The following is a 25,045-nucleotide window of genomic DNA, read 5'->3' on the forward strand; positions in this document are numbered from 1 at the left end:
TCGCATATGTCTTTCTCTATCGAGCATCACCCCCAGGATCAGGAATTTACCGTCGACATCGACGGCCACCAGGGCGAGCTGGCGTATAGCTTCCCCACCGAAGGAGTCGTCGATTTCACCCACACCTTCGTCGACAAAGCCCTACGGGGCCAGGGTGTAGCCGATGCTATGGCCCGCCGTGCCCTGGACTTCGCCCGCGAGCAAAAGCTACAGGTACGCACCAGCTGCGAGTTCATGCAAAAATTCGTGCAGTCCCATCAAGCCGAATACCAAGACTTGCTGGGGTAGGAGGGAGCAACGCAGACAAGGTAGGCCAAAATTCTGCACACTTGCCCGGCAAATGTCGCACATCCAAGCGGGGGCCTTTGTTGGTTTACTTGATAGCGAATTCACAGCTTTCGATGACTTCGCTATTAATCTGAGCTTCCTACCCTTATGGATACGCAACCCACCACGTCCCAGCAATCCGCTTTGCTTGCTCCTGCTGGTCCTATTGCGTCGGCTACCCTTGATATCGAGGGAATGACCTGCGCGGCCTGCGCGTCGGCCGTTGAACGGTCGTTGCGCCGCACGCCGGGCGTTACGCAGGCGCTGGTGAACTACGCTACCGAAAAGGCTACCGTGGAATACGAGCCGGGCGCGGCCTCGCCGGGTGTGCTGCGTGAGGCCGTGCGCCGCGCTGGCTACGAGGTGGCTGCCCGCCGCCTCGACACCAGCGCCGCCGACCGCCAGGCCGCGCTAGACCAGCAAAAGGCCCAGGCCTACCACCACCTCAAGCGCCGCCTGTGGGTAGCTGCGGGACTCACGGCCGTTATCATGCCATTGTCGATGCTGATGCTGTGGCCCGCGCTGTCGGCCCGCATCAACATGCAGTGGCTCAATTATCTGCTGCTGGGCCTCACGCTGCCGGTGGTGCTATATAGCGGCCGCGAGTTCTACGTCTCGGCCTGGAAAGGCCTGCGCCACCGCACCGCCAACATGGATACGTTGATTGCCGTGGGCACCGGCGCAGCTTTCCTCTACAGCCTGGCCGTGACGCTGGCCCCCGGCTTTTTCCGGGCGCATGGCCTGATGCCCGAGCCCTACTACGATACCACGGCCACCGTCATTGCCCTCATTCTGGTGGGTAAAGTGCTGGAAGCCCGCGCCAAAAACCGCACGTCCGACGCCATGCGGGCGCTGTTGCAGCTACAGCCCAAAACGGCCCGCGTGCTCCGCGGCGGCAAAGAGGTAGACCTGCCCGTAGAGCAGCTCGACGTAGACGATGTGGTAGCAGTGCGCCCCGGCGAGCAGGTAGCCACCGACGGCATCATCACGGAAGGTCGCTCGGCCCTCGACGAAAGTCTGCTCACCGGCGAAAGCCTACCCGTAGAAAAAGCAGCCGGCGACGCCGTATTCGGCGCCACGCTCAACAAAACCGGGGCCTTCCGCTTCCGCGTAACGCAGGTAGGGGAGGAAACTATGCTGGCGCGCATTGTGCAACTCGTAGAAGACGCGCAAGGCTCGCGGGCGCCCATTCAGCGCCTCGCCGACCGCATCAGCGCCATCTTTGTGCCCACGGTTATTGGTATTGCGGTGCTCACGTTCATTGCGTGGTTTTTGCTGGCTCCCGCCGGCATGCGGTTGCCGCTGGCGCTCATCAATTTCGTAGCTGTGCTGATTATCGCCTGTCCGTGTGCGCTAGGGCTGGCCACGCCCACGGCTATTATGGTTAGCACTGGCAAGGGAGCCGAGCACGGGGTGCTCATCCGTAGCGCCGAAGCCCTGGAAAAAGTCCACGCCGTCACCACCATCCTGCTCGACAAAACCGGTACCATCACCAACGGCCAGCCCACTGTAACCGACGTTGTGGCCACGCCCGCCTACCCTAAAGCGCGCTTGCTGGCCCTGGTAGCAGCCGTAGAGCGGCACTCGGAGCACCCGTTGGCGGCCGCGGTGGTACAGTACGCCATCCAGCAGCCAGTGGATGTTGCGTTGGATGTGGTTGATTTTGAGGCTGTAGCTGGTCATGGCGCCCGCGCCACAGTAGCAGGGCAGCATGTGCTCATTGGCAATCAGCGTCTGCTAACCGACGCTAATATCGCCCTACCCGCTGCCCTATCTCAGGCCGCCAACGCGCTCTTGCAACAGGCCAAAACCGTGCTCTACGTTGCCCTCGATGGGCAGGCGGCTGGCCTGTTGGCCGTGGCCGACACCGTGCGCCCTACCTCCGCCGCGGCCATTGCCGAGCTACAGGCGCTGGGCCTGGAAGTGGTAATGATGACCGGCGACAACCCCCAAACGGCCCAGGCCGTGGCGGCGCAGGTAGGCATCCGGCGGTACGTGGCCGAGGTGCTCCCCCAAGACAAAGCCGCTCAGGTGCAACTGCTACAGCAAGAGGGTAGGGTAGTGGCTATGGTAGGCGACGGTATCAACGATGCCCCCGCGCTAGCCCAGGCCGATGTGGGCCTGGCCATGGGCACCGGTACCGACGTGGCCCTGGAAGCCGCCGGCATCACCCTCATGCGCGCCGACTTGCGGAGCGTGGTAACTGCCATTGCCTTATCGCGGCAAACCATGCGCGTGGTACGCCAAAACCTGTTTTTTGCCTTTGTATACAATGCACTGGGTATTCCTGTTGCGGCGGGCGTGCTGTATCCTTTTTTCGGAGTGTTGCTCTCGCCCATGCTGGCGGCGGCCGCTATGGCGCTCAGCTCCGTTTCGGTGCTTACTAACTCGCTGCGCTTGCGTGGGTTTCGCGGATAATCAGCATTGAAATAGCCATGCCGGTACATAGACGGTATAGTGCGTCGGAGGGGTGCAACCAGACGAAACAATACGCGACTGAAGCAAATCAAAGCACTATTTCGCCCAACTATACTGCTTAAACTACATAATTAGTTGCATTCATTATATCTCCAATACAGTGGTAAATCTAGATAAATCAGAAAAAAAGGCGCCTTTCTATGGTAAAGAATATCCGTTACAAGATTGAATTCTAGACATTTATAATTGATTTTGACTGGAAGAGTCATATAATTTATAAAAATAATTATTGTCACAATTAATGGCAGATGTTCTTTGACTTCGAAGCAGGAAGTAGCAACCTTAGCAGCACAATACGATTGTATGCATTCCTTTCTCCGCCCTCTTGCTTCCTCACCATTGCTGACCTTTAAACCTCATCTGGGTATGACGTCGGCTAGTCCATTTGGCGCTTCCTCATCCGAGCCCAGTGCATTATGCTTCCAGAATAGTCAAGCCCAAGTAGAGTGGCTGGCCGACAGCTACATCCACGTACGTTGGACCGGACAACCAATGAACAGCGCTGAATTTCGGGCAGTGTTTCGGTATATACAGGCACTGCTAATTATTACGCAGGCTTCGCTGGTGCTAACCGACCATCGTGAAATGCTACCCCCGTCACCTGCCGATGTAACTTGGCTTATGCACGACTGGACCCCTACAGTAGTGCGTGAAACCAATTATTCTCACCGGGCTATCATACCGGCCCGCAACAGTCAGACCAGGGCAGCAATAGCCAAAGTAACTGCCTGTGATGCGTCGGCTGCCCTTACGGCTCAGTTTTTCACGGAAGTAGAGCCAGCAGTGCGCTGGCTACGCAGTATTTACGTGGTGTAAGTAGAGGGCATAGTTCAATAGGCCGTGCTGCTAGCCCGTTGGGCCATTCGTAGCCACTCTTGGGCCGCATCTCCATCATCAAACATCCGCATCTGTAGCTTACCATTGATGCCAATATGCATGGCCTCGGCAGAAAGTGCTGCCAGTGCCTCCGAGCTAACAATGTGCGCAAAATGCGTAAGGCCCTGATGGATGGCTCGGGGCGCCCAATTGGTAACCAGCCACTCCACAGCGTGGTCCCAAGGGCCAATAACCTGCCGATTGTCGTTGAGCAGGTAGGAGCAGGCGTGGTCCCGCAGGGGATGCAGGCAAGCATCAGCTCCGGCAATGATGCCTACATAAGTTTGATAGCCAATCCAATTGTTATACACCCAGTTATTCGCTGCATCGAACTCAATAGTAAGGTATACCTTACCGAAACCGTTGATTAACTCTGTTGGCATACGGACTGTGCAAATAGCGCCTTATGATAATGATGGAGCACGGTAAGTGTGTAATCCGGTTAGTTGTGGGCTAGCAGTATGCTGGCTCACTTTCTGGCTTAACAAATACAGGGGCGCAAAGAGCAGTAAGAAAAAAGAAAAACACTGAAAACTCGGCGAGTGAGGTGCTCTACAAGTTCAATAGCGTTTCTTACCGGTTATCCAAGTACTGCGTGATGGAAACCGATAGCAGCACAAACGTAAAAAGCACCTCTTGGTTATAATTATAAGTATAGCCTTGGAAGTAGTGCCGTCACTCCGTATGGGCCTGTAAATGATAATAAAGTCACTGATATTGCTAACAGAAGGCTGTAAACTTCCAATAGTAAGTAAGCTAGGCAGCATCAGCAAGGCAAGGTAGAGAAGCAGTGTAGGTGACTACATACGTAAAGGCAAAACAAAAAGCCCTTGTAACCAAATGTATTACAAGGGCTTATATACTTAGTGGTGGTCGCGCCAGGAATCGAACCTGGATCAAGAGCTTCGGAGACTCCTATACTATCCGTTGTACTACGCGACCCGATTTGTGAGGCGCAAAACTAGACAGAAAATACGCCGTTGCCAAACCACCAAAGGCTTTTTCTGCAAAATCATACACTCGGTTATAGTAACCTTCCGCGGCTCAGTCCAGTTAGCATACATAACTGTTTACTTTGACCCATTCTTTTTATGGCAAGCACCGAAAAAAAGACTCTTTATACGGCCGATGCAACGGCTATTGGTGGCCGTAGTGGCCACGTACGCTCTGCTACCGGCATCATCGACTTGGATATGTCGGTGCCGGAAGGCCTGGGCGGCAAAAAAGGCGCTACCAACCCCGAGGAGCTGTTTGCCGCCGGGTATTCGTCTTGCTTTCAGCAAGCACTGCTAGTAATTGCCCAGCGCGCCGGCGACAAGCTCGATCCGCAAACGGAGGTGAAATGCTCCGTATCGCTGTTTCAGGAAGGGGAAGCCTATGGCCTTTCGGCAGTGCTAGACGTAGATTTAAAAGCCTTCGACAAGGACAAGACCATTGATATGGTGCGGCAGGCCCACAAAATCTGCCCCTACTCAGTAGGTACTCGTGGCAATATGGAAGTAGAACTGCGCGTGCAAGGCGAAGCCATTCCGGTAGATGCCAGCGAGAATACTGGTGTCGCCGAGAAGGGCGGTGCTCAATAGGTTCTTTCTCTCAAAGAAAAAGCCCGCTGGAATGCTCCAGCGGGCTTTTTCTTTGAGAGAAAGAACCTAGGCGTTTTGCATTGCCAGTACCTCTTTCACCTTCTCGGCAGCATCCTTCAGCAGCACCGCCGAGTATACTTTCAGACCCGACTCATCGATGATGCGGGCGCCTTCTTCGGCATTGGTACCCTGCAAGCGCACGATAATCGGCACTTTGATGTCGCCGATGTTCTTGTAGGCTTCTACCACACCATTCGCTACCCGGTCGCAACGTACGATACCCCCGAAGATGTTGATTAGGATGGCCTTCACGTTCGGGTCTTTCAGGATGATGCGGAAACCGGCTTCAACCGTCTGGGCGTTGGCTCCACCTCCTACATCGAGGAAGTTAGCAGGCTCACCACCTGATAGCTTGATGATGTCCATAGTGGCCATAGCTAGGCCGGCGCCGTTCACCATGCAGCCCACGTTGCCGTCGAGCTTCACGTAGTTCAGGTTCGACTCCGAGGCTTCTACCTCCAGCGGATCTTCCTCGTTGGTGTCGCGTAGGGCTTCGAAGTCTTTGTGGCGGTAGAGGGCGTTGTCGTCCAGCGTTACTTTGGCGTCTACGGCCAAAATTTTGTTGTCCGAGGTCTTCAACACGGGGTTGATTTCGAACATAGCCGAATCGGTATCGTCATAGGCCTTATACAGAGCCGATACGAATTTCACCATCTCCTTCTGCGCCGGGCCAGTGAGGCCCAGGTTGAAGGCAATTTTGCTGGCTTGGAAAGGGCGCAGGCCCACAGCAGGGTCCACGTACTCCTTGTTGATCTTGTCGGGGTGCGCTTCGGCTACTTCCTCAATATCCATCCCGCCCTCGGTGGTATAGATAATCACGTTTTTGCCGGTAGCGCGGTCCAGCAGTACACTCATATAGTACTCCTTGGTTTCCGACTCGCCAGGGTAGTATACGTCCTGAGCAATCAGCACCTTGTGCACCTTGCGGCCTTCGGCACCCGTTTGCTTGGTTACCAGCTGCATGCCAATGATCTGATCGGCAATGTCTCTCACCTGCTCCAGGTTCTTAGCGAGTTTCACCCCGCCCCCTTTGCCGCGCCCGCCGGCGTGAATCTGGGCTTTCACCACGTACCAGCTGGTACCGGTTTCTGCGTTCAGCTTTTTCGCGGCTTCTACAGCTTCTTCGGCCGTATCAGCCGTGATGCCTTCCTGCACGCGCACGCCGTAGCGCTTGAGTATTTCTTTACCCTGATACTCGTGAATGTTCATAGAGGTCAGTTGAAAATGGGATTCGGGTCGTATTCGTAACCGCGAAAGTAGGTAATAATCGGGGGAAACGGAACCTGGGCTTTCGGCCGGATTTTGGCAGGCGCCTTACCTTTCGCGGAAACCGACCCACTGCCCGACCACAAACTCCGGCTTTCCTCCGTAGATTTGTTTTCCTACCCCCGACTATATTCATCTGCTGTGCTGCAAGCCATCAACGTCCGCAAGACATACGGTTCCCTGGAAGTGCTGAAAGGTATTGACCTGACTATTGAAAAGTCCGAAATCGTGAGCATCGTGGGCTCGTCGGGGGCCGGTAAGAGTACATTGTTGCACATCCTGGGCACGCTCGACAACCCCGATACGGGCGAGGTGCTGTTCGATGGCGAATCGGTGAGTGCCTTGAAGCGCTCGGACCTGGCGCGGTTTCGCAATCGACACATCGGCTTCATCTTCCAGTTTCACAACCTATTGCCCGAGTTCACGGCCCTCGAAAACGTGTGCCTGCCGGCCTACCTGGCCGGGCGCTCGGAGAAGGAAGTGCGCGTACGTGCCCGCGAGCTACTGGGCATGCTGAACCTGGAGCGCCGCGCCGACCACAAGCCCTCGGAGATGAGCGGCGGTGAGCAGCAGCGCACGGCGGTAGCCCGCGCCCTCATCAACTCCCCGGAAATCATCTTCGCCGATGAGCCCTCCGGCAACCTCGACTCGCAAAACGCGCAGGAGCTGCACCAAATTTTCTTTTTGCTGCGCAAAGAGTTGGGTCAAACCTTCGTGATTGTGACGCACAACGACCAGCTGGCCGAAATGGCCGACCGCACTATCACGATGAAAGACGGGTACATCTCAGAATAAGCTCGACTGTAACGAAAGCGTATATCGTATTAAGCTAGGAACTTTCTTTCCTGCTATACCCTTACCCGTATACCTGGCAACGCGTCCGACCCGCCCCGGACCGTTTGTGTAACCCGTCTCGTTGTTTCTAGAACAGTGAGACGGGTTTTTTGCGTGTGGCGAGGTTGTGGTGACGAACGTGGCCCAGGAAGTCATGCAAATCAAAAAAGGCTATGCCGACGCGGTAGGATACCCTACTATCGTAATTCTTACTTCCGTAGAGCAAGCCAGCGCAATAGGGTAGTATGCTTGACTCATTTTTTTAGCAAAATCCTGTTGAAATGAATTTTAGTATTGCTAATTTTGTTAGGATATACAAAGCGGTATGTAGTTTGTAATAGTCTGAAAATCAAGGATAAAATTTGTTGAAAAATCTTTGATTCATTGCACCTATTTTACGCTGCATTCGTTAGTAATAAGAACAACATAACGTACTAAAGGGAAGACGCCATGAGCGAAGTAACCAAGACCACCAACAACACGAAGGAAACCGCCCGCAAAGCCAAAGTAGAGAGCTACGACATTGCGCGCTCTGATGAAACGTTGCACTTGGCTACTGACTTGGCCAAGTTCATCAAAGACAATAAGCTCTCAACCACGGTGCAGGGCAAGGAGTTTGTGAACGTGGAGGGCTGGCAGTACGCTGGCTCGCGCCTGGGCATCGTGCCCATCGTCGACCACGTTATCAACGTCAGCACCGAGACCGAGTTGAAGTATCAGGCCAAAGTGACGTTGTTTGACCTGCGTTCGGGCCATACGGTAGGCGCTGGCTTTGCGGTGTGCTCCAATAAGGAGAACGGTAAGAAGTTCTACCAAGAGTTTGCTATCATGAGCATGGCCCAAACCCGCGCCATTGGTAAGGCTTACCGCAACATCCTGGCTTGGATCATCCGGGCTGCTGGCTACGAGCCTACCCCCGCCGAGGAGATGGACTATGGCAACAATACGCCCGAGGTGAAGGCTCCGGTAGCTACGCAGCCAGTTGCTGCTCCGGCACCAGCTGTAGCAGCAGAGGCACCGGCTATGAAAGCCGTACCAGCCGAGCAGCCTGCTGTTACGTATGCTTCGGCTGCGCAGAAGGAAGAAATTATCCGCTTGCTTAACCACCCGGTGATTACGCGTCAGGAGAAAACGAAAATGCTCCTGAATATCAATCGTCTTGATGAGGAGCGCGCAACGCAGGCCGTTGCCAAGCTGAAGAAGGCCATCGACGACCGCGAGAACGGTGAGTCGGCTGCCGCTTAATACACAAAACAAACAACTGCATATACGAAAAACCCGGCACCACATGGCGCCGGGTTTTTTTATGCGGGGCGGGTAAGGAACTCTAGAAGCGCAACCAGCTATGTAACACGAATAAGTAGAATATAGCGTTGGGCAGCTTCACTACTTCATAGGTAGCAACAGCTAGGCATTTCCTCCTAAAGAGGATATACGTTCTTTCAAAGCCGTCATGATCTGAGTGAAGCTTTGAGGTGAATTTAGCATGACAGGAGACTGAAACTTAGCGACACTTAACCATGCGTATGCCGTAGCTACATCATCGAAGAGGGCCACTACCGGCGAGGTAAGCTTTTCCAACACTATTTCTGTGTCGTTTTGGATGTGCATATCAGGCGAGCATATCCAGGCTACATATTCAATACCCAGTAAACGTAGATAAGGCAAAAAGTCATCGGCCAGCCATGGTGCTACCTCCGGCGTAATTTTCGTAACGTTGGTATTGTCGTTCAGAATACGTTTGTACCGCCTGATTAAGAAACAGCGTGCTAATTGCAAGCAATTGGAGCGGACGGAGTCCAGCGTTATCTCGCCGTGCCAGTCCAGATAAAGCCAGTTATTAGTACGATCATAATAAGCCGTTACATTGGAGGCAGCCAGAAGTAGCTCTTGTTCCATAGAAGTGTTGTATGGCAATAATGTGCTAAAAGGCGAAAAAAATTTGATGACAAATGTACTGTTATTTATAATGATATAATACAATAAAAATTGATTTTATATAACAAATACGATTTTTAACAACCTCATACCCGATTAGGTAGACGTGTTATCTGGGCTGCCTGTATTGATAAAGTATAAATTGACCGGGTTAGCTCTTGTGAATTGATAGGAAGAAGTGTCGCCGGCATTTCCAGTGCCTATATCAAGGTGCCCTGCATCATTAAACCATTAGGCGCAAAGTGCCTTCCTGCACAAGGGAAGGCTACAGTGGCCTGTGCGCTCGTTGGGTTGGGTGCTACCGCCGGTTGCACATCATCGGACATCGGGCCGGACGCCACAGAATATACCGTATACATAGGCACGTAACAGGATCAGCAGGCTAAAGGCAGCAGAAAAGGCATCGACACATAGTACCTTTGTCTCCTATGCTGCCCGCTACCGACGACATTCTGCATGTACTCCGCCAGACCTGGGGTCACCACCAGTTTCGGCCCATGCAGGAAGACATTATCCGCTCGGTGCTGGCGGGGCACGATACCTTGGCGCTGCTGCCTACAGGCGGCGGCAAAAGCATTTGCTTTCAGGTGCCGGCACTGGCGCGGGAAGGGCTCTGCTTGGTGGTGTCGCCGCTGATTGCGTTGATGAAAGATCAGGTGGAAAACCTGCGTAAACGTGGCATCAAGGCCGAGGCCGTGTACGCGGGCATGAGCCACCAGGAAATCGACCAAACGCTGGACAACTGCGTGTATGGTCCGGTGAAGTTTCTGTATGTGTCGCCCGAGCGGCTGCTCACGGATATGTTTCGGGCCAGGGTAGGGAAGATGCGCGTACGCTTGCTGGCTGTAGACGAGGCGCATTGCCTCTCGCAGTGGGGTTACGATTTCCGGCCGCCCTACCTCCAGATTGCGGCCCTGCGCGAGCTGGTGCCCGATGCGCCGGTTATTGCCCTCACGGCCACCGCCACCGCGCAGGTGCAGCAGGATATTGTGGAGAAGCTGCATTTCCGGCCGAGCTACCGGGTGTTTCAGCAGAGCTTTGCCCGGCCCAATTTGTCGTACTCGGTGCTGGCTACGGAGGATAAATACCGCCGGATGCTGGAAGTGGTGCGCGGGGTAGGGGCCGACAAAACAGCCATTGTGTACGCCCGCACGCGCCGTCAGACCGAAGACGCCGCCGCCTACCTTCAGCATCATCAGGTGAAAGCCGCACCCTACCACGCCGGCCTGGGCGCCGAGCTGCGCCACCGTACCCAGCTGGACTGGATGCAGGACCGCACCCGCGTCATCGTGGCCACCAACGCCTTCGGTATGGGCATCGACAAGCCCGACGTGCGCCTAGTGGTGCACCTCGATGCGCCCGACAACCTGGAGGCCTACTACCAGGAAGCGGGCCGCGCCGGCCGCGACGAGAAATACGCCTTTGCCGTGCTGCTGCAAGGCCCCAACGATGCCGATGAGCTGCGCCGCCGCACCCAGCAGGCCCACCCGCCGCTGGATACGGTGCGGCGCGTGTATCAGGCGCTGGCCAATTTCTCGCGCACGGCAGTGGGCGGCGGCGAGCTAGTGGCGTTCGATTTCGACTTGCAGCAGTTCGCTGAAACTTACCGTATCAAGGCACTGGACGCGCACAACGCCCTGCGCACGCTGGGGCGCGAGGGATTTGTGCAGCTGAACGAGGCCGTGCACAACCCCGCCCGCGTGCACATCCCCATCGACCACTCCGACCTCTACCGCTTTCAGGTAGCCAATGCCCAGCACGATGCGCTGATCAAGTCCCTGCTGCGCTTCAACGGCGGCGAAATCTTTGTGGGTTTTCAGCGGATTTCGGAAAATAGCCTTGCCCAGCACTTGCGGGTGAGCGTAGTGGATGTGCGCAAAATGCTGCTGTTCTTGCATCGCTCCAACATCATCCACTACCAGCCCCGCCACGACGCGCCTCAGGCCCTGTTCACCACCCCGCGCTTCGATGCTGATAAGCTGCCTCTCAACCAAAAATACCTAAACCAGGCCCGCACACTGGCACAGGAAAAGACCGAGGCGGTGCTCCGCTATGCCAACGGCGGCCGCTGCCGCCAACAACTGCTGCTGGAATACTTTGGCGAGCTAGACGCGCCACCGTGCCGCGTGTGCGACTACTGCCTGGCGCAAAAGAAAAAAGTCCAGACCCTGGCACCCGCGCCGGCCCTGCGCGAGCAAGTGCTAGGCCTGCTGTCTACTACCCCCCAAACGCCCCGCGAACTTGTAGCACAGTTTGCGCCCAGCCAAGCCGCCGGAGTAACGACCCTGCTGCGGGAACTGGTGGATCTGGGGCAGCTCTGCTATGCCTCTGATGGCCGCCTGATGCGGCAAGCTGCTGCTGAATAACGCTATACGCAAACAGCCCCGGCTACCAAAGTGGCGCCGGGGCTGTGCTCATCCATTCGGCAGAAGGGCTAATTCTGCTAAAAGGTACCGGGTAGGTACTGCAATTTCCTCGCCAGCCTTGCGAGGTGTATCGTGCTTTTTAGGGTAGGGTTACCCTCGCTCTAAGCGGCGCCGTGGTCGGCTACTTTCACAAGCGCTTTGCCGGTGTTTTCGCCAGTAAACAGGCCCAGGAAAGCAGCCGGAATCTGGTCGAAGCCTTCGGTAATGGTTTCTTCAAAAGTGAGTTTGCCCTGCTCCACCCACTGCGTGAGCTCGCGCACGCCTTCGGGAAAGCGCTTGGCGTAGTTGCTCACAATAAAGCCCTGTAGCATCGAGCTGGTTTTTAACAGCTTACCTTCTGGGCGCGGGCCCACAGGCGTTTCCTCGGCGTTGTAAGTCGATATTTGACCGCAGAGCGCAATACGAGCGTGGGTGTTCAGCAAATCGTACACAGCATCCGTGATTTCGCCGCCTACGTTGTCGAAGTAGCAGTCTACCCCGTTGGGGCAGGCATCGGCCAGGGCTTGGGCAATGTCGGGGGTGGTTTTGTAGTTAATGGCTTCATCAAAGCCCAGCCCTTTGAGGTAGGCCACTTTTTCATCGGAGCCGGCAGTGCCTACCACGCGGGCGCCTTTTATTTTGGCTAGCTGCCCTACAATAGAGCCCACGGCCCCGGCCGCACCGGATACCACCACGGTTTCGCCTTCCTTGGGCCGGCAGATGTCGAGCAGGCCGAAGTAGGCCGTGAGGCCCGGCATACCCAATATGCCCAGATAGTAGCTGATGGATGGTCCGTCGGTAGGCACCGGCGTCAGGCCCTTGCCGTCCGATAGGCTATACTCCTGCCAGGGTAGGTTGCCGGTAACCACCGTGCCGACCGGCAGCTCAGGGTGCTGGCTTTCCACTACTTCGGCCACCACACCGCCAGTAATCGGCTGGCCTACCTCGAAAGGTGGTATATAGGATTTGGCATCGCTCATGCGGCCGCGCATGTACGGATCCACAGAAACGTACAGGGCTTTCAGCAACACCTGGCCCTGCGAAGGGGTAGGCCGCTCGCAGTCTTCAAAACGGAATGTGTCGGGGGTAGGCTTGCCCTGGGGGCGGCTAGCCAGCAAGATGGTGCGGTTGCTCATGGTGTAGTATGAAAAGGGTGGAAAAACAAAAACGCGTTGCTTTCCCAACGAAGCGGGAAAGCAACGCGTTGCGCAACGACAAAGCCGTTAGGCGTTGGTGGAAGTCGACAGGTTAACTTCGATGTTGTTGCGGGTGGCACGCGAGTAGGGGCATACCTGGTGCGCTTTGGCTACCAGGGCTTCGGCCTGTTCCTGCTCCATGCCGGGGATGTTTACGTGCAGATCCACGGCTAGGCCGTAGTTGTCGCCGTCTTTGCCGAAGCTTACGTTGGCTTCCACGGTGCTGCCCGTGATGGGTGTTTTCTCCATGCGGGCCACCAGGTTTAGGGCGCCGTCGAAGCAAGCAGCGTAGCCGGCGGCAAACAGCTGCTCGGGGTTGGTAGCGCCTTCTTTACCAGGGCCGCCCATTTCCTTGGGTGTGCTCAGCGGAAGGTCGATGATGTTGTCGCTGGAGATGGCGCGGCCATCGCGGCCACCAGTGGCTTTGGCTTTCGCCGTGTACAAGCGTTGAATGCTCATGTGGGGGGTGAAAAAAGTAAAAAAGCGACGCGTAAAGGCGTCAGGTAAGCCTTTTGATAATATGATCGAGCAGTCGACGCATGGTGGCTATCTCTTTCATAGAAATAGCAAGTTGCCTAAACAAACCTTGCGGGATAGCACAAGCCGGCTTGTGCAGAGCCTCGCCTGCTGGCGAGAGTCCAATAATAACGGAGCGCTCGTCGCGCGGGTCGCGGCGGCGGCTCACCCACTGCTTCTGCTCCATGCGTTTCAACAGGGGCGTCAGCGTGCCCGAGTCCAGCAGCAGGTTTTCGCCCAGCTCCTTCACCGTCATTTCCTGGTGTTCCCACAGCAGCAACAGCACCAGGTACTGCGGATATGTCAGATCGGGGTCCAACTCGCGCAGGTAGGGTTGGTAGGCCTTGGTAAGTTGCCGCGACGCCGCATAGAGTGGAAAACACAGTTGATTTTCCAGCTTCAGCAGCGAGAAATCTTCTTCAGACGTGGTGGGTTCGGGAGCTTGTGCCATGAGAAAGTGCAATAATAACCGGTACTCTGATGTAATGTTTAATTGTGTAAAATTAAATTTACATAAATCTTACAGGCAAATGATACGCCAAGCTGCCTACCCCGGCAGAATAAACTACTAACCGAGGGTAGACGGCGCAGCATACACTGCTGAAAAATAGCAAATTAACTCTGTTGGTAGCTCTGCATTCCGCCCAGTAGGTTGCGCACGTTGGTGAAGCCCTGCTGAGTCAAGAAAGCTTTGGCCGAGGCAGAACGCCCGCCACTCTTGCAATGCACAATGATTTCCTGGTCTTTCAGCTCCTCCAGCTCATCGAGCTTGTCGGGTAGGGTGCCCAGCGGAATGTTCTGGCTGCCGTCGATGCGGGATTCTTCGTTTTCCCAGGTTTCGCGCACATCAATAATTGTGGGGGTTTCGCCGGCTTGCAGGCGTTGCTTGAGTTCGGGGGCAGTGATGTCGGCCATAGATGAAAAGAGGAGGGGGTGAAAAACTACGATTTGGTGATAACCAGTCGTTTGGTAACAGTGGTGCTACCGTCGGGGAGGGTAAGGCGTACCAGGTAAAGGCCTGCTGGCAGCGCCTGCAAATCCAGTGTGGCCTGCCCGGCCTGCGCCGCGGGCTGCTGCCAGACCACCCGGCCCAGGGCATCGAGCACCGTAGCCGACCGGTAGCGCCCTTCCACCCGCACCCGGCCAGCACTGGGGTTGGGGTAGAGCGCAAGGGCCGCCGCTGCTCCGGCCGACGCGGCAGCCGTGGTAACGCCGTTGGTCATCAGCGGACGCATCATGGGAGCATAAGCAGGTATAGCCGTTGTAACATTCCAGGTGCCCTGGGTGGTGCTGGTGCCATTAAAGCCTGATAGCAAGTAGCCTTGGGGTACGTTGCTGTTCAAATCAGCTCCAAAATTCAGGAAGTCGCTGGTGGGCGCAAAGCCTACGTAAAAGGTACCGCTGACTGGCACCGGCGCGGCAAAATTGACATCCACGTAGGACTGGCCGGCTGGTAGGGTAGTAGGCACGGCATAAGCACGGGTGGCTATTGCTTCTCGGTCGGGTCTGCCTTGGTTATCATTCCATACAGCTACCACAATGCCTTGGCTGGTAGCAGTGGGGGAGGGCAGCGGGTACAGGCGCAGGCCCTGCACTTGGTCGGGCTTATTTAAGTCGATGCGATATACAAAGTAGTTGGCTGGGCCAGTGCTGCCACGCGGTACGTTGAAAGTTGCTTCTGCCGAGCCATCGTCGTAGGCGTAGTAATTGTTCAGCTCCGTTACCCGGTAAATGGTATCGTTGGGCAAGGTGCGCGGGGTGGCTTCGCTGGTACGCAATACCACTTGATGCCTCACGCGCTTGGCCTCTGCCGTGAGGGGTAGGGGCGTAGTGCGCAGGCTACCCGTAAGGGATACCTGCTGGGCACTGGGGTCGAGGGAGCGGGTACCTGTGAGGAAGGTAGCAGGGGCACCGTTGGGTAATACTTGTACAGTGCCCGCATAGGGCACGGGGGTAGGCACAATAGCGTCGAAGTTGTTGACGGTGGTGGTTACCTGGTCGTTCAGCTCATCCGTTGCATTCGCCGCTGCGTTATACTGCCACACCGGCATGGCGGCATAGCGCTTCAGCAGACTAGTGAGCGGAGCACTGGTCGCAATATCCTGGGTGGAGTTGTCGGCGGCGGAGCGGTTGCGGTCGAGCCGTACATAGTCGATGCTCCAGGCATCGCGGGTGGTAGCCAAATTGCCTGCCGTCCGGAAGCGAAACTGAAAGCCGCTGTGCAGGTAGGCCGCTGTATTGATAGCAAAAAACTGTTCCCGGAACGCGGTGCGTGTTCCTGTGCTGAGCTGCTGCCACACCACTTGCCACACCTGGTTGCGGTCCAGAAACTCCAGTTGCAGATACACAGGGCGCGCTCCACTGTTGGCCTGCGGTGCACCCACTATGCTACCAGCCTGCCAATAGAAGCTCAGATACACATTGTCGGCTGCCGTGAGGCCGGCCAGGTTAATGGACTGAGAGGTAAGTGTGTCCGTGTCGCTGTAGGCGGTAGAAGGGCCGTAGGGTTGTCCGTTGGCGCTGAGCCCATCGAGCGTAGCTACGCCCCGGCTGGGCGGCGCTACTGGGAAGCGGTTGTTGACCAGCGCGCCGCCCGGCAACCAGCGTGTTGGGCTAGGCACGCCTTCCACTGGAAGCGTGAAATCATCGAAGAAGGGTAGAGAGAGCAGGGTAGGGCGTTGCGCTACGCGGGGCCGGGCATGAGCTGCCCGTGCCAGGTCGGCTTCGAGGGGGTGCACCGTTTGAGCACGACCGGGTGCTACCAACGCCGTGAGGAATAGCAGTAAGCAGGAAACGCGTAGCAGATAGTTCATCAGCAGGCAAGTTACGGACGCTAAACGGTAGGCCCGGCAGTTTGGTACGAACGCAGTAGCGCGGAGCCAGCCAGCTCCGCGCTACCCTACGTCAATACCGCTTTGAGCCGCTTTAGTTTACTGGCGTGAGCGAGGTGGGCTCGCTGCCCGCAATCCATAGATCTACCAGTTGCCCCATGCGAATGGTAGCATTGCCGGTAGCGGCCGGGCGCTGCTTCACTACGGTGCCCTCGGGCTGGTCGGCGGTGGCGGGCTGGTAGAACTTCTCGCCGGGCTGCAAGCCCTGGCCAGCCAGCAGCGTCAGGGCCTCGTCGGCGGGCATGCCCACCACGTTGGGCACCGGGAACTCCTGGTTGCCCAGGCCGTCGCCTACTTCCAGGTCAATCTGGTTACCTTTGGTGACGGCCGCGCCGGGCGCTATTTCCTTGCCGTTCATCATCTGCTTCAACACTTCGTTCTGTCGCAGATCGGGCACCAGCGTAATCTTGCCCACCGACAAACCGTAGCTTTTCAGAATCATCTGCGCATTCTTCACCGAGCCGTCGGTGAGCCTGGGCATCTTGATCTGCGGCGGGTTCTTGCTCACCACCGACACATAAATCTTGCGGTCTTCCTTCACAAATTCGCCGGGGGCGGGGTCCTGCATCAGCACTGTGCCGGGGCGTACGCCGGGTTCGTAGGTGCTGTCGTCTACAAAGTAGCGCAGGTTGCGCTCGTCGAGGTAGTCCTCCAGGTCGGCCATTTGCATGCCCGTTATCTTAGGTACCATGATGGTTTCGCCGTGGTTGGTCGAAATCGGCAGGTACACGAAGAAGAAGGCAAACAGCAGTGCCGCGCCCAGCACGCCAATCACCACCAGGTGCTTCACCACGTCAAAAGGCGTATCGGATTTCAGGAAAGCCATTTATTCAATTAAAAATTAAGAATTATAAATTAAGAATTGAGGGTGGGAATAAACCGTTTGTCATCCTGAGCGGAGCGAAGGACCTTCTCAGGGTAGAACGAGTCGTTATTGTGCCAGTTGTTCTTGCGTAATAAGGTCCTTCGCTGCACTCAGGATGACAAATGGTTTTCTATTCTCCGGCCTCCAACGCTGCCTTCTCCTGCCGCGCTTTGCCAAACTCCAGAATCTGATCGATGAACTGGTAGGGCGTGTAGCCGTTGAGGGCCGTTTGGTGGAAGATGCAGGTAGCGGGCGTCATGCCGGGTAGGGAGTTCACCTCGATGATGATGACCTCCACGGCGCCGGTCTGGCGCACGCGCACAAACGCGTCGATGCGGGCGTAGCCCTGAATGTCCAGGATTTCGGCCACGCGGCGCAGCTCCTCCTTCACCTCCTCGGAGATGCGCTGGCGCTCCTGCGGGTCGGGGGCGTAGCGGGCGGGGGTGATGTTTTGGCCTTCGCCGGCCAAAAACTTCTCCTCCAGGCTCAGCACCTCGCCCGTGGCCAGGGCTTCCGAGGCCTCGAATACCTCAATTTCCAACTCGCCGGCCTCGCCCCAGTGCGTGAGCAGGCCGCCGGTTACTTCCAGGAAGTGGGCCGCGCCGTCGCGGTCAATCAGCGTTTCCACCAGGAAAGCATCCTTGCGCGGAAACTCCTCTTTGAAGCCCAAGTGCAGGGTTGTGGCCGCGTCGGGCAGCAGGTCTTCCTGGTGGCGGAAGATGAGACGGCAGAACGCTACCAGCTCGTCGCGGTTTTTAATTTTCTTGACGGCCGAGGAGCAACCGTCGTCGGCGGGCTTGGCAATGAAGGGGTAGGGGAACTGCGTTTCCAGCTCGTTGTAGAAGCCTTCGGGGTCGGCCTCCCAGTGCAGGCGTGTAGCCATGCGGTGCTCGGCCACGCGCAGGCCGGCTTCGCGCAGGCGTTTGTTGGTTTCGAACTTGTTGATGGTGATGCTGCTGCTAGCTGTGCCCGAGCCGTTGTAGGGTAGGCCGTACTTTTCCAACTCGGTTTGCAGGGCGCCATCCTCGCCGGGGCGGCCGTGAAGGGCAATAAACACCTCGTCTACCTCCTGGGCCAACTCCTCGAAGGAGATGCGGCGCGGCTGGGCCGTGGGCTGACCGGCGTAGGTGCTGGTGATGCCCTCCGCCTCGCGCCGGATGCGCTGCAAGATCGGGTGCAGGTCGTGGCCAGCCTCGTGCTGCTCAATCTTCTCCCGAATGTCGTCGGCGTTGTCCTTCAGCATCACGTTGATGGGCAGCACGTACAGCCGGAAATGCTCGCTGCTACCCGTCAGGAACACCGGCACCGGCTGGTACTTAGCCGACGACGACAGCTTCTCGTAAATGTTGCGCCCGCTCTCCACCGAAATGTGCCGTTCCGACGAGTAGCCGCCCATAATCACGGCCACCTTCGTGCGCGGCCGGTCTTCCTGCTGACGCTGGGCCACGGCCGTGTCGAGCTGCTGTAGCTGCTGCGCCAGTTGCAGCGGCTTCATACCCGCCCGCCGCCGCGCGGCCAGGGAAGTGCGAACAAGGTAGGTGAGGAACTGACTCGGGTTCAGCCCAATTTCCGCGGCCTGATGAAAGAAGAACGACGCCGGCAGCATACCCGACGTGGTGTTGGGGTCGTTCAAAAATAGCTCACCATCGGCCGTCATAAAGCCATCCAGGCGCGCATACACCTGGAAACCAAACGTGCGGAACATCTCCTCGCATTGCTCCCGAATGCGCTGAATGTCGGCTTCCGGCAGGTCGATGGGTGTGATTTTGCGCGAGAGGCCGGGTAAGTACTTCGAGCGGTAGTCGAACATCTCCTCGCCCTTCACAATCTCGGTGGGGGGTAGGGCCAGCGGATTGCCATTGGGGTCTTCCACCACAATGCACGAAAACTCGCGCCCGTGCACAAATTGCTCTACTAATACCTGCGTTTCGCCGTCGGCGTTAGTCAGGCGCACTTCGTCGGAGGTCAAGAAAGCCTCGTTGAGGGCATGTAGCAGGGCTGCGGGATGGTAGATGAGCTGCGAGTTACGCGCTGCGAGTTGCGAATCGTCGCTTACTGGTAACTCGGAGCTTATAACTCGCAGCTCTACCGGCAGGCCGATGCCCTCGCGAATGTCGGTGAGCTGCTGCACCCACACGAGCTTGTCGCGCTCCGTGAACTGCGCCCATTCCGAGCGGTACACGGTTTTGCGGAACAAGCTGCGCTCCACGGCGGCGCGGAACTTAGCCACGTCGTTGTTGCGCAGGATGCTCACGCCGATGCTGCTACCCTGGCGCGGCGCCTTGAACACGAGGGGTAGGCCCAGTTCCCGCGTGAGGTAGGCAAGGGTAGCCTCCGGGTCGACAGCGTCCCACTCCTCCTGCGTTATCACGCGAAACTCGGGGGTAGGGCGGCCCAGCGCTTTCAGCAGTTTTTTCTGCGCAATCTTATCGATACCAAAGGCCGAGGGGAGAATGCCCGAGCCGGAATACGGAATGCCATACCATTCTAGCAGGCCCTGAATGGCACCGTCTTCTCCGCTGGGGCCGTGCAAGGCCAGGAAAGCAAAATCCAGCAACTCGCGCAGCTCATGCGGAGCCACGCGGCGGCCTACCTCGCTGATAATCTGGTCTTGCTCCTGCTGGGTCAAATCACCCAGGCTTTCGAGGTAGACTTGCATCTTGTGTTCAGAAGCCGGCAGTGCCGATACGGGCGGGTAGAAGTCCCGGATGGTGCCTTTATAGATGTACTGCCAGTCCAGCAACACAAAGTTGCCGCGACTGTCCACGAAGATGGGCACGGCCTCAAACAGGGCCTTGTCCAGATTGTCATATACCGTGCGGCCGCCCGCAAACGAAATTTCCCGCTCGCGCGAAGTGCCGCCGAAGAAGATGCCTATTTTCATACGTAGTGCAAAGGTAGGAGGAGTTTAGAAGTGTTGAGTGCTGTGAGGTAAACCCATTTGTCATCCTGAGCGCAGCGAAGGACCTTCTCACGCGTGCTTGACTAGCGTACCAATGGCTTGTTCTGGCGTGAGAAGGTCCTTCGCTCCGCTCAGGATGACAGCACAGCAGAAAGGCAATTTAACGCGGCTCAACACGCAACATTTCCGAAATTCTCCCGAACTACGCGGCGCCGTCGCGTATAAGACGGTACCTAACCCAACCGTTTCACCCATGAAAACGCTCGATCAATACAACTTTGCCGGCCACCGTGCGGTGGTGCGCGTCGATTTTAACGTGCCCCTCGACGACGAGCTGCGCATCACCGACGACACCCGCATCCGGGCCGCTACGCCTACCATCCGGAAGATTCTGGCTGATGGTGGCTCCGTGGTGCTGCTCTCGCACATGGGCCGGCCCAAAGGCGGACCCGATAAGAAAAATTCGCTTCGCAACCTCGTGCTGCGCCTGCAACAGGAGTATGGTCAGGAAGTGAAATTTGGTGGCGACGTGCTCGGCCAGGAAGCCACCGATATGGCTAACAACCTGCAACCCGGCGAAATCCTGCTGCTCGACAACGTGCGCTTCTACGCCGAAGAAGAAAAAGGCGACGCTGCCTTTGCCCAGCAACTCGCCCGCCTCGGCGACGTGTACGTGAACGATGCCTTTGGTGCGGCCCACCGCCGCCATGCCTCTACGGCCGTGATGGCGCAATACTTTGGCCCCGAAGACCGGGTAGGCGGCTACTTGCTGCAAAGCGAGCTGGACAACGCCCAAAAAGTGCTGGAGCACCCCGAGCATCCCTTCACGGCCATCATGGGCGGCGCCAAGATTTCGGATAAAATTGAAATCATTGAGCGCTTACTGGATAAAGTAGACAACCTGCTGATTGGCGGTGCTATGGCCTACACCTTCTCGGTGGCCGAAGGCGGCAGCATCGGCAACTCGCTGCTGGAAGCTGATAAGGTAGATCTGGCCGCCAGCCTCATCCAAAAAGCCAAAGACAAAGGCGTAAATCTGGTACTGCCCGGCGACAGCATCATTGCCACGCGGTTTGCCAACGACGCCGACATCGACGTGGCCGGCAACCACACCATTCCTGCTACCTGGATGGGCCTCGACATCGGCCCTGAGTCGCGCGAAATCTTCGCCGACATTATCCGCAACTCCAAAACTATTCTCTGGAACGGGCCGATGGGCGTGTTCGAGATGTCGAACTTCTCGCTGGGTACTGAGTACGTAGCCCGCGCCGTGGCCGAAGCCACCGAAAACGGCGCCTACTCCCTCATTGGCGGCGGCGACTCGGCGGCGGCCGTCAATCAGCTTGGCTTTGCTGACCGGGTTTCCTACATCAGCACCGGCGGCGGCGCCCTGCTGGAGTATATGGAAGGCAAAGAGCTGCCCGGCGTAGCCGCGCTGGGGTAGAAGGTGAGATGGTGGGATAGTGAAATGGTGAGTTTGATGTTCTACTGGTGTCATTGGCGCAGTTTGCGCAGGTTGCACCAATAGAACATCAAACTCACCATTTCACTATCTCACCATCTCACCACTAATTCAAGTAAGGCGCTTCCAGCTCCTGGCCCATGCTTTGGATGGTGTCGGAGTGGCGGCCGGTGAGGCGCACGGTGCCGGTGCGGGCTTCGGTTTCGCTGATGACTTCCAGTTCGCGGAGCCAGCGTAGGCGACGCAGTTGCGGCTCAATCAGGCCCAGCGGGTTCACGTCGGCGTAGTGATAGCGCAGGTAATCTTTAGTGGTTTGCTCTAGTTTATCGGCGAAGCGGTGCAACTCCCGACGCTGCCGCCACCTGTCGGACAGCACCACGTGGGCGCGGGCCGTGACGAGCACAAAATAGCGTCGCCAGGTGTTCCAGCCATAGAGCATCAAGCCCAGCACCAGCACGCCGCCGGTAGCGGCCAGCCAGACGGTGTTGCTCAGCCGGTCGCGCACGTAGGAGCTGCCCAAGGCATTCACTACCAGCCAGCCTAGCACAAACAGCCACGTGCGCCAGCGGTGCGGCAGGGTAGGGCGGCGCTTCTCCACGCGCACGGGCAACACCTCTTCGTACGGCATTTCAAATTCCAGCAGCACGTCGCCAGTGGCCGAACGCTTGCTGACGTGCACGCCGTGGGCACGCAAGGTGAGCTGGGTGGTAGAGAAAAGCGAGCGTTGTTCTAAAACCATCAAGTAGTTGCGAGAGGTGAAATGGTGAGGTGGTGAAATGGTGAGTTTATTGTTCTGATTGAGCTATCGGCGCATTTCGCGCGATCAGGACAACAAACTCACCATTTCACCACCTCACCATTTCACCATTTAATGAAACGGTGCCGGGGTGAAGCACAGTGCAAATATCGCCAGCATCAACCAGCCCAGCACCTTGCGGCCCGGCGACAGCGGACTTTCGTCGGGGGCAGGAGGGTGGTGTACGCCAGTCAGTCTACCCAACAGTAGACCGAAGACCAGCCAGCCGGGGTTGCCCAGCACACCGGGTAGGGCCACCGTGAGGGCCAACTGCCCAAACCACACGGCTGCTGCTAGCAGCACCGTGCGGCCGGGGGTAGGGAGTAGTTTGCGGAACACCACAAACAGGTATAGCGCGTAGGGCACGCCGCCATACAGCCACGTGTCGTAGTCAGAGTGCAGCGAAAATATTCCTAGCCCGGCATAGAAAATAAAGCCGATGAACAGTACCGTGGATAGCCGGTTGAAGCGCCGGTAGCCCAACAAACCGTATAGGATGTGCCCCCCATCGAGCTGCCCAATAGGTAGGAGATTGAGCGCCGTGAAAAATAACGACAGCACCCCCGCCAGCAGCACCGGGTAGTGCAGCAGCTCATACGGATGCGGCAACCGTGCTGGATCGGCCAGCCAGGTTTCCAGCCATTGGTAAATCAGGGGTTTGCCGAAAGTGATGCCCTGGGCGCCGGGTGGGTATACATGGCGTGCATAATCGGCTCCGAATTGCTGGTATTCCGGATGAATCTGGAATAAATAATCGGCCAGCGGCGGCAAATGCGTGAAGCCATATAGCAGCAGCGGCACCGCCACCAGGAAGCCCGCCAGTGGCCCGGCCAGGCCAATGTCGAAGTACTCCCGACGCGAGAAAATCCGGTCTTTGATGCGAATAACCGCCCCAAACGTGCCAATGCCCAGCACAAACGGAATGTAGTAGGGTAGGGTAGTCCGCACCCGGTTGTAGCGCGCCGTGAAGTAGTGCCCAAACTCGTGTACCGTGAGCACGCCCAAAAATGGCACCGAAAACCACAGCCCCCGGCTCAACTCCGTGCGCAAGGCCTCACCCCGCAGCCCAAAGACATCGAGGGGTAGGAAATCCAACCCGCCGCGCGTGAGCATGATGCCCGCCAACGTGGTAGTCACCAGCGTGACCAGGAATAGCAGCAGGTGCAGGCCATACACGCGCCAGCGCGGCGGCTCGGGCTGCTCGTAGCGCACGAAAGCCTCTTGGGCATCGGCCAGGGTATAAGAAGCAGAATCGTCGGCAGCCGTGGGGGCTTCGGCGTCAGGCAGAGGTAGGGGAGAAGGCACGAATGGCGTCGGGCAAAGCGTCGGTGAGCGTCAGCGGTGGCGCCAGAAATAGCGTTTGTATTCCCAGGCGGCGCGCTGTTTCAATGTGTTGGATACTGTCTTCAATGAAAAGAGTTTCCTCGGCTTTCCAGTTCATTTCGCGCAGCACGTGCCGGAAAATCTCCTCGCCGGGCTTGCGCAGCCCTACCTCCTGGGAGTAAAACACGCGGTCTAGCGCATCGGCAATGCCGTGCGCGAAGCCGTATTGTTCTTGCAATTGCCGGTTGATGACGTTGATATGCATGTGGTTGGTGTTGCTGAGCAGCGCCGTTTCGTGGCCTTGCTCCCGCAGTTCGGCAATAAGAGCCAGACGCTCGGCGGGCACATCCAGCAGCATGGCGTTCCAGGCGGCGTCCAGCTCGTCGTCGGTGGCGGTGAGCTGGTAGCCCGTGCGCAGCCCCTCCCGAAACGCCTCACTCGTGAGGCGGCCGGTTTCCAGCTGGTCGAATAGCTCGGCCTGGGCTTGTTGGTTGAAGGCAATAGTGCTGCCCGCCGGGCTAAAACGGCGCATTTCGTCCAGCGTGCGCTGGTAGTTGATGTTGATAATAACGCCGCCAAAGTCGAACAGCAGATTGGGTTTCTTGGTCATACGGGGTTAGGTAGGGGCAGCTTGCAGCCGCCCGAAGGCAGGTTTCGTCCGCTCGGAACCACTCCGACGCGGATTAAAATTGGAAATTCGCCCGCAAACTTCGAAGTTTGTAGCAGCGAAACCAACCTGCTCTGTCAGATTAGTACGCATCGGGCCTATAGCTCAATCGGTTAGAGCAACTGACTCATAATCAGTAGGTCCTTGGTTCGATTCCAAGTGGGCCCACAAGTAAAGCCTGTATAGCGTTGTTTATCAACATTATACAGGCTTTCTTGTTTTTGCTTGGGACGTTTTACGGGACAAAAAAGAATCAATGCCCTATTTATCGGTACCCATTCAGTAGCTTATCCATTGTTGGCGCTAGGGCGTCGGCTTTCTCACCTAGTTTTAGCAACCGGGTGTACCATTTGGTAGGCTTGCCTTGGTAGTGCGTTTTGCGGCCTTTCTTGTAGTGTTTCTCCCACTCTCTATCAACACCAAAATAGCTGCTCAACCCCCGGAACGTTTTAGATTCTAACTGTGAACTATAAAAAAGCTGGGTCGGGCCGTAAGCTAGACGGTGGGCAAACTTACCTGTGCCCTCACGGAGAAACAAGACCGTTGCCCGCCGGCCGGATACCGGACAAATCATATAGTAACGATGAGGTGGTCCGATTACGCTGGACAGTTTAGGGCGTTAGGTTGGAGGAGCTGTTGGTGAGTAAGATACGGTGTCTG

At 57.0% G+C, this 25,045-nt stretch carries 21 protein-coding genes and 2 tRNA genes; 9 read left to right on the forward strand and 14 right to left on the reverse strand.

All coding sequences use genetic code 11. From position 1 onward, the window contains the following. Nucleotides 1-6 precede the first annotated feature (6 nt). The 3 genes from H8B15_RS12965 (at nucleotide 7) to H8B15_RS12975 (ending at nucleotide 3,621) form a co-directional block, all read left to right on the forward strand. Nucleotides 7-288: a GNAT family N-acetyltransferase gene (locus H8B15_RS12965; RefSeq protein ID WP_187320108.1), complete on the forward strand. Its 282-nt coding sequence runs from the start codon at nucleotides 7-9 to the stop codon at nucleotides 286-288. Nucleotides 289-435: 147 nt separating this feature from the next. Next, a complete protein-coding gene (locus tag H8B15_RS12970; RefSeq protein WP_187320109.1) occupies nucleotides 436-2,745 on the forward strand; it encodes a heavy metal translocating P-type ATPase in 2,310 nt (769 codons plus the stop codon). 426 nt (nucleotides 2,746-3,171) lie between these two features. Beyond that, complete coding sequence (locus tag H8B15_RS12975) at nucleotides 3,172-3,621, forward strand: hypothetical protein (protein ID WP_187320110.1); 450 nt, start codon at nucleotides 3,172-3,174, stop codon at nucleotides 3,619-3,621. A 14-nt stretch (nucleotides 3,622-3,635) separates the two neighbouring features. On the opposite strand, the gene H8B15_RS12980 is transcribed toward H8B15_RS12975, so the two are convergent. Continuing rightward, complete coding sequence (locus tag H8B15_RS12980; protein WP_187320111.1) at nucleotides 3,636-4,064, reverse strand: STAS/SEC14 domain-containing protein; 429 nt, start codon at nucleotides 4,062-4,064, stop codon at nucleotides 3,636-3,638. Nucleotides 4,065-4,548: 484 nt separating this feature from the next. Next, nucleotides 4,549-4,623: transfer RNA gene (locus H8B15_RS12985), tRNA-Arg, on the reverse strand. A 149-nt stretch (nucleotides 4,624-4,772) separates the two neighbouring features. Here H8B15_RS12985 and H8B15_RS12990 point away from each other — a divergent pair. Beyond that, nucleotides 4,773-5,264, forward strand: coding sequence for an Ohr family peroxiredoxin (locus H8B15_RS12990; protein WP_187320112.1), 492 nt, complete (start codon nucleotides 4,773-4,775; stop codon nucleotides 5,262-5,264). Nucleotides 5,265-5,330: 66 nt separating this feature from the next. Here H8B15_RS12990 and sucC read toward each other — a convergent pair whose 3' ends face one another. Next, a complete protein-coding gene (sucC, locus tag H8B15_RS12995) occupies nucleotides 5,331-6,533 on the reverse strand; it encodes an ADP-forming succinate--CoA ligase subunit beta (protein ID WP_187320113.1) in 1,203 nt (400 codons plus the stop codon). Between the two features lie 198 nt (nucleotides 6,534-6,731). Between sucC and H8B15_RS13000 the strand changes: the two genes are divergently transcribed. Continuing rightward, on the forward strand, nucleotides 6,732-7,385 hold the full coding sequence (locus H8B15_RS13000) for an ABC transporter ATP-binding protein (protein ID WP_185282911.1): 654 nt from the start codon (nucleotides 6,732-6,734) through the stop codon (nucleotides 7,383-7,385). A gap of 489 nt (nucleotides 7,386-7,874) precedes the next feature. Further along, complete coding sequence (locus H8B15_RS13005) at nucleotides 7,875-8,669, forward strand: hypothetical protein (protein WP_187320114.1); 795 nt, start codon at nucleotides 7,875-7,877, stop codon at nucleotides 8,667-8,669. Nucleotides 8,670-8,831: 162 nt separating this feature from the next. Here the strand turns inward: H8B15_RS13005 and H8B15_RS13010 are convergent, their stop codons facing one another. Further along, the gene (locus H8B15_RS13010; protein ID WP_187320115.1) at nucleotides 8,832-9,323 is read right to left on the reverse strand and encodes a hypothetical protein; all 492 of its coding nucleotides are present in this window, start codon (nucleotides 9,321-9,323) and stop codon (nucleotides 8,832-8,834) included. 467 nt (nucleotides 9,324-9,790) lie between these two features. On the opposite strand from H8B15_RS13010, the gene H8B15_RS13015 reads away from it, so the two are divergent. Next, nucleotides 9,791-11,728 (forward strand): RecQ family ATP-dependent DNA helicase, encoded by a 1,938-nt coding sequence (locus tag H8B15_RS13015; RefSeq protein WP_187320116.1) that lies wholly within the window; start codon nucleotides 9,791-9,793, stop codon nucleotides 11,726-11,728. Nucleotides 11,729-11,889: 161 nt separating this feature from the next. Here the strand turns inward: H8B15_RS13015 and H8B15_RS13020 are convergent, their stop codons facing one another. From H8B15_RS13020 to H8B15_RS13050, 7 genes are all read right to left on the reverse strand, one after another. Continuing rightward, nucleotides 11,890-12,903, reverse strand: a complete 1,014-nt coding sequence (locus H8B15_RS13020) for an NADP-dependent oxidoreductase (RefSeq protein WP_187320117.1) — start codon at nucleotides 12,901-12,903, stop codon at nucleotides 11,890-11,892. An 87-nt stretch (nucleotides 12,904-12,990) separates the two neighbouring features. Continuing rightward, entirely contained in the window at nucleotides 12,991-13,422 is a 432-nt protein-coding gene (locus H8B15_RS13025; protein ID WP_187320118.1) for an organic hydroperoxide resistance protein, read from the reverse strand. Nucleotides 13,423-13,462: 40 nt separating this feature from the next. Continuing rightward, on the reverse strand, nucleotides 13,463-13,930 hold the full coding sequence (locus tag H8B15_RS13030) for a MarR family winged helix-turn-helix transcriptional regulator (protein WP_187320119.1): 468 nt from the start codon (nucleotides 13,928-13,930) through the stop codon (nucleotides 13,463-13,465). A 164-nt stretch (nucleotides 13,931-14,094) separates the two neighbouring features. Next, the gene (locus tag H8B15_RS13035; RefSeq protein WP_187320120.1) at nucleotides 14,095-14,394 is read right to left on the reverse strand and encodes a rhodanese-like domain-containing protein; all 300 of its coding nucleotides are present in this window, start codon (nucleotides 14,392-14,394) and stop codon (nucleotides 14,095-14,097) included. A 26-nt stretch (nucleotides 14,395-14,420) separates the two neighbouring features. Beyond that, a complete protein-coding gene (locus H8B15_RS13040) occupies nucleotides 14,421-16,292 on the reverse strand; it encodes a T9SS type A sorting domain-containing protein (RefSeq protein WP_187320121.1) in 1,872 nt (623 codons plus the stop codon). Nucleotides 16,293-16,404: 112 nt separating this feature from the next. After that, nucleotides 16,405-17,196, reverse strand: a complete 792-nt coding sequence (locus H8B15_RS13045; protein WP_187320122.1) for a PASTA domain-containing protein — start codon at nucleotides 17,194-17,196, stop codon at nucleotides 16,405-16,407. Between the two features lie 169 nt (nucleotides 17,197-17,365). Next, complete coding sequence (locus H8B15_RS13050) at nucleotides 17,366-20,119, reverse strand: D-alanine--D-alanine ligase family protein (protein ID WP_187320123.1); 2,754 nt, start codon at nucleotides 20,117-20,119, stop codon at nucleotides 17,366-17,368. 271 nt (nucleotides 20,120-20,390) lie between these two features. Between H8B15_RS13050 and H8B15_RS13055 the strand changes: the two genes are divergently transcribed. Next, a complete protein-coding gene (locus H8B15_RS13055) occupies nucleotides 20,391-21,581 on the forward strand; it encodes a phosphoglycerate kinase (protein ID WP_187320124.1) in 1,191 nt (396 codons plus the stop codon). Between the two features lie 124 nt (nucleotides 21,582-21,705). Here the strand turns inward: H8B15_RS13055 and H8B15_RS13060 are convergent, their stop codons facing one another. From H8B15_RS13060 to H8B15_RS13070, 3 genes are all read right to left on the reverse strand, one after another. Then, complete coding sequence (locus tag H8B15_RS13060; protein ID WP_187320125.1) at nucleotides 21,706-22,338, reverse strand: hypothetical protein; 633 nt, start codon at nucleotides 22,336-22,338, stop codon at nucleotides 21,706-21,708. Nucleotides 22,339-22,467: 129 nt separating this feature from the next. Next, entirely contained in the window at nucleotides 22,468-23,700 is a 1,233-nt protein-coding gene (locus H8B15_RS13065; RefSeq protein ID WP_343069159.1) for a site-2 protease family protein, read from the reverse strand. Then, on the reverse strand, nucleotides 23,675-24,328 hold the full coding sequence (locus H8B15_RS13070; protein ID WP_187320126.1) for an HAD family hydrolase: 654 nt from the start codon (nucleotides 24,326-24,328) through the stop codon (nucleotides 23,675-23,677). The genes H8B15_RS13065 and H8B15_RS13070 overlap by 26 nt, the downstream gene beginning before the upstream one ends. A 151-nt stretch (nucleotides 24,329-24,479) precedes the next feature. Here H8B15_RS13070 and H8B15_RS13075 point away from each other — a divergent pair. After that, nucleotides 24,480-24,553: transfer RNA gene (locus H8B15_RS13075), tRNA-Ile, on the forward strand. The last annotated feature ends 492 nt before the right edge of the window (nucleotides 24,554-25,045 follow it).

It is taken from the genome of Hymenobacter citatus, assembly GCF_014333615.1.
Taxonomy (GTDB): domain Bacteria; phylum Bacteroidota; class Bacteroidia; order Cytophagales; family Hymenobacteraceae; genus Hymenobacter; species Hymenobacter citatus.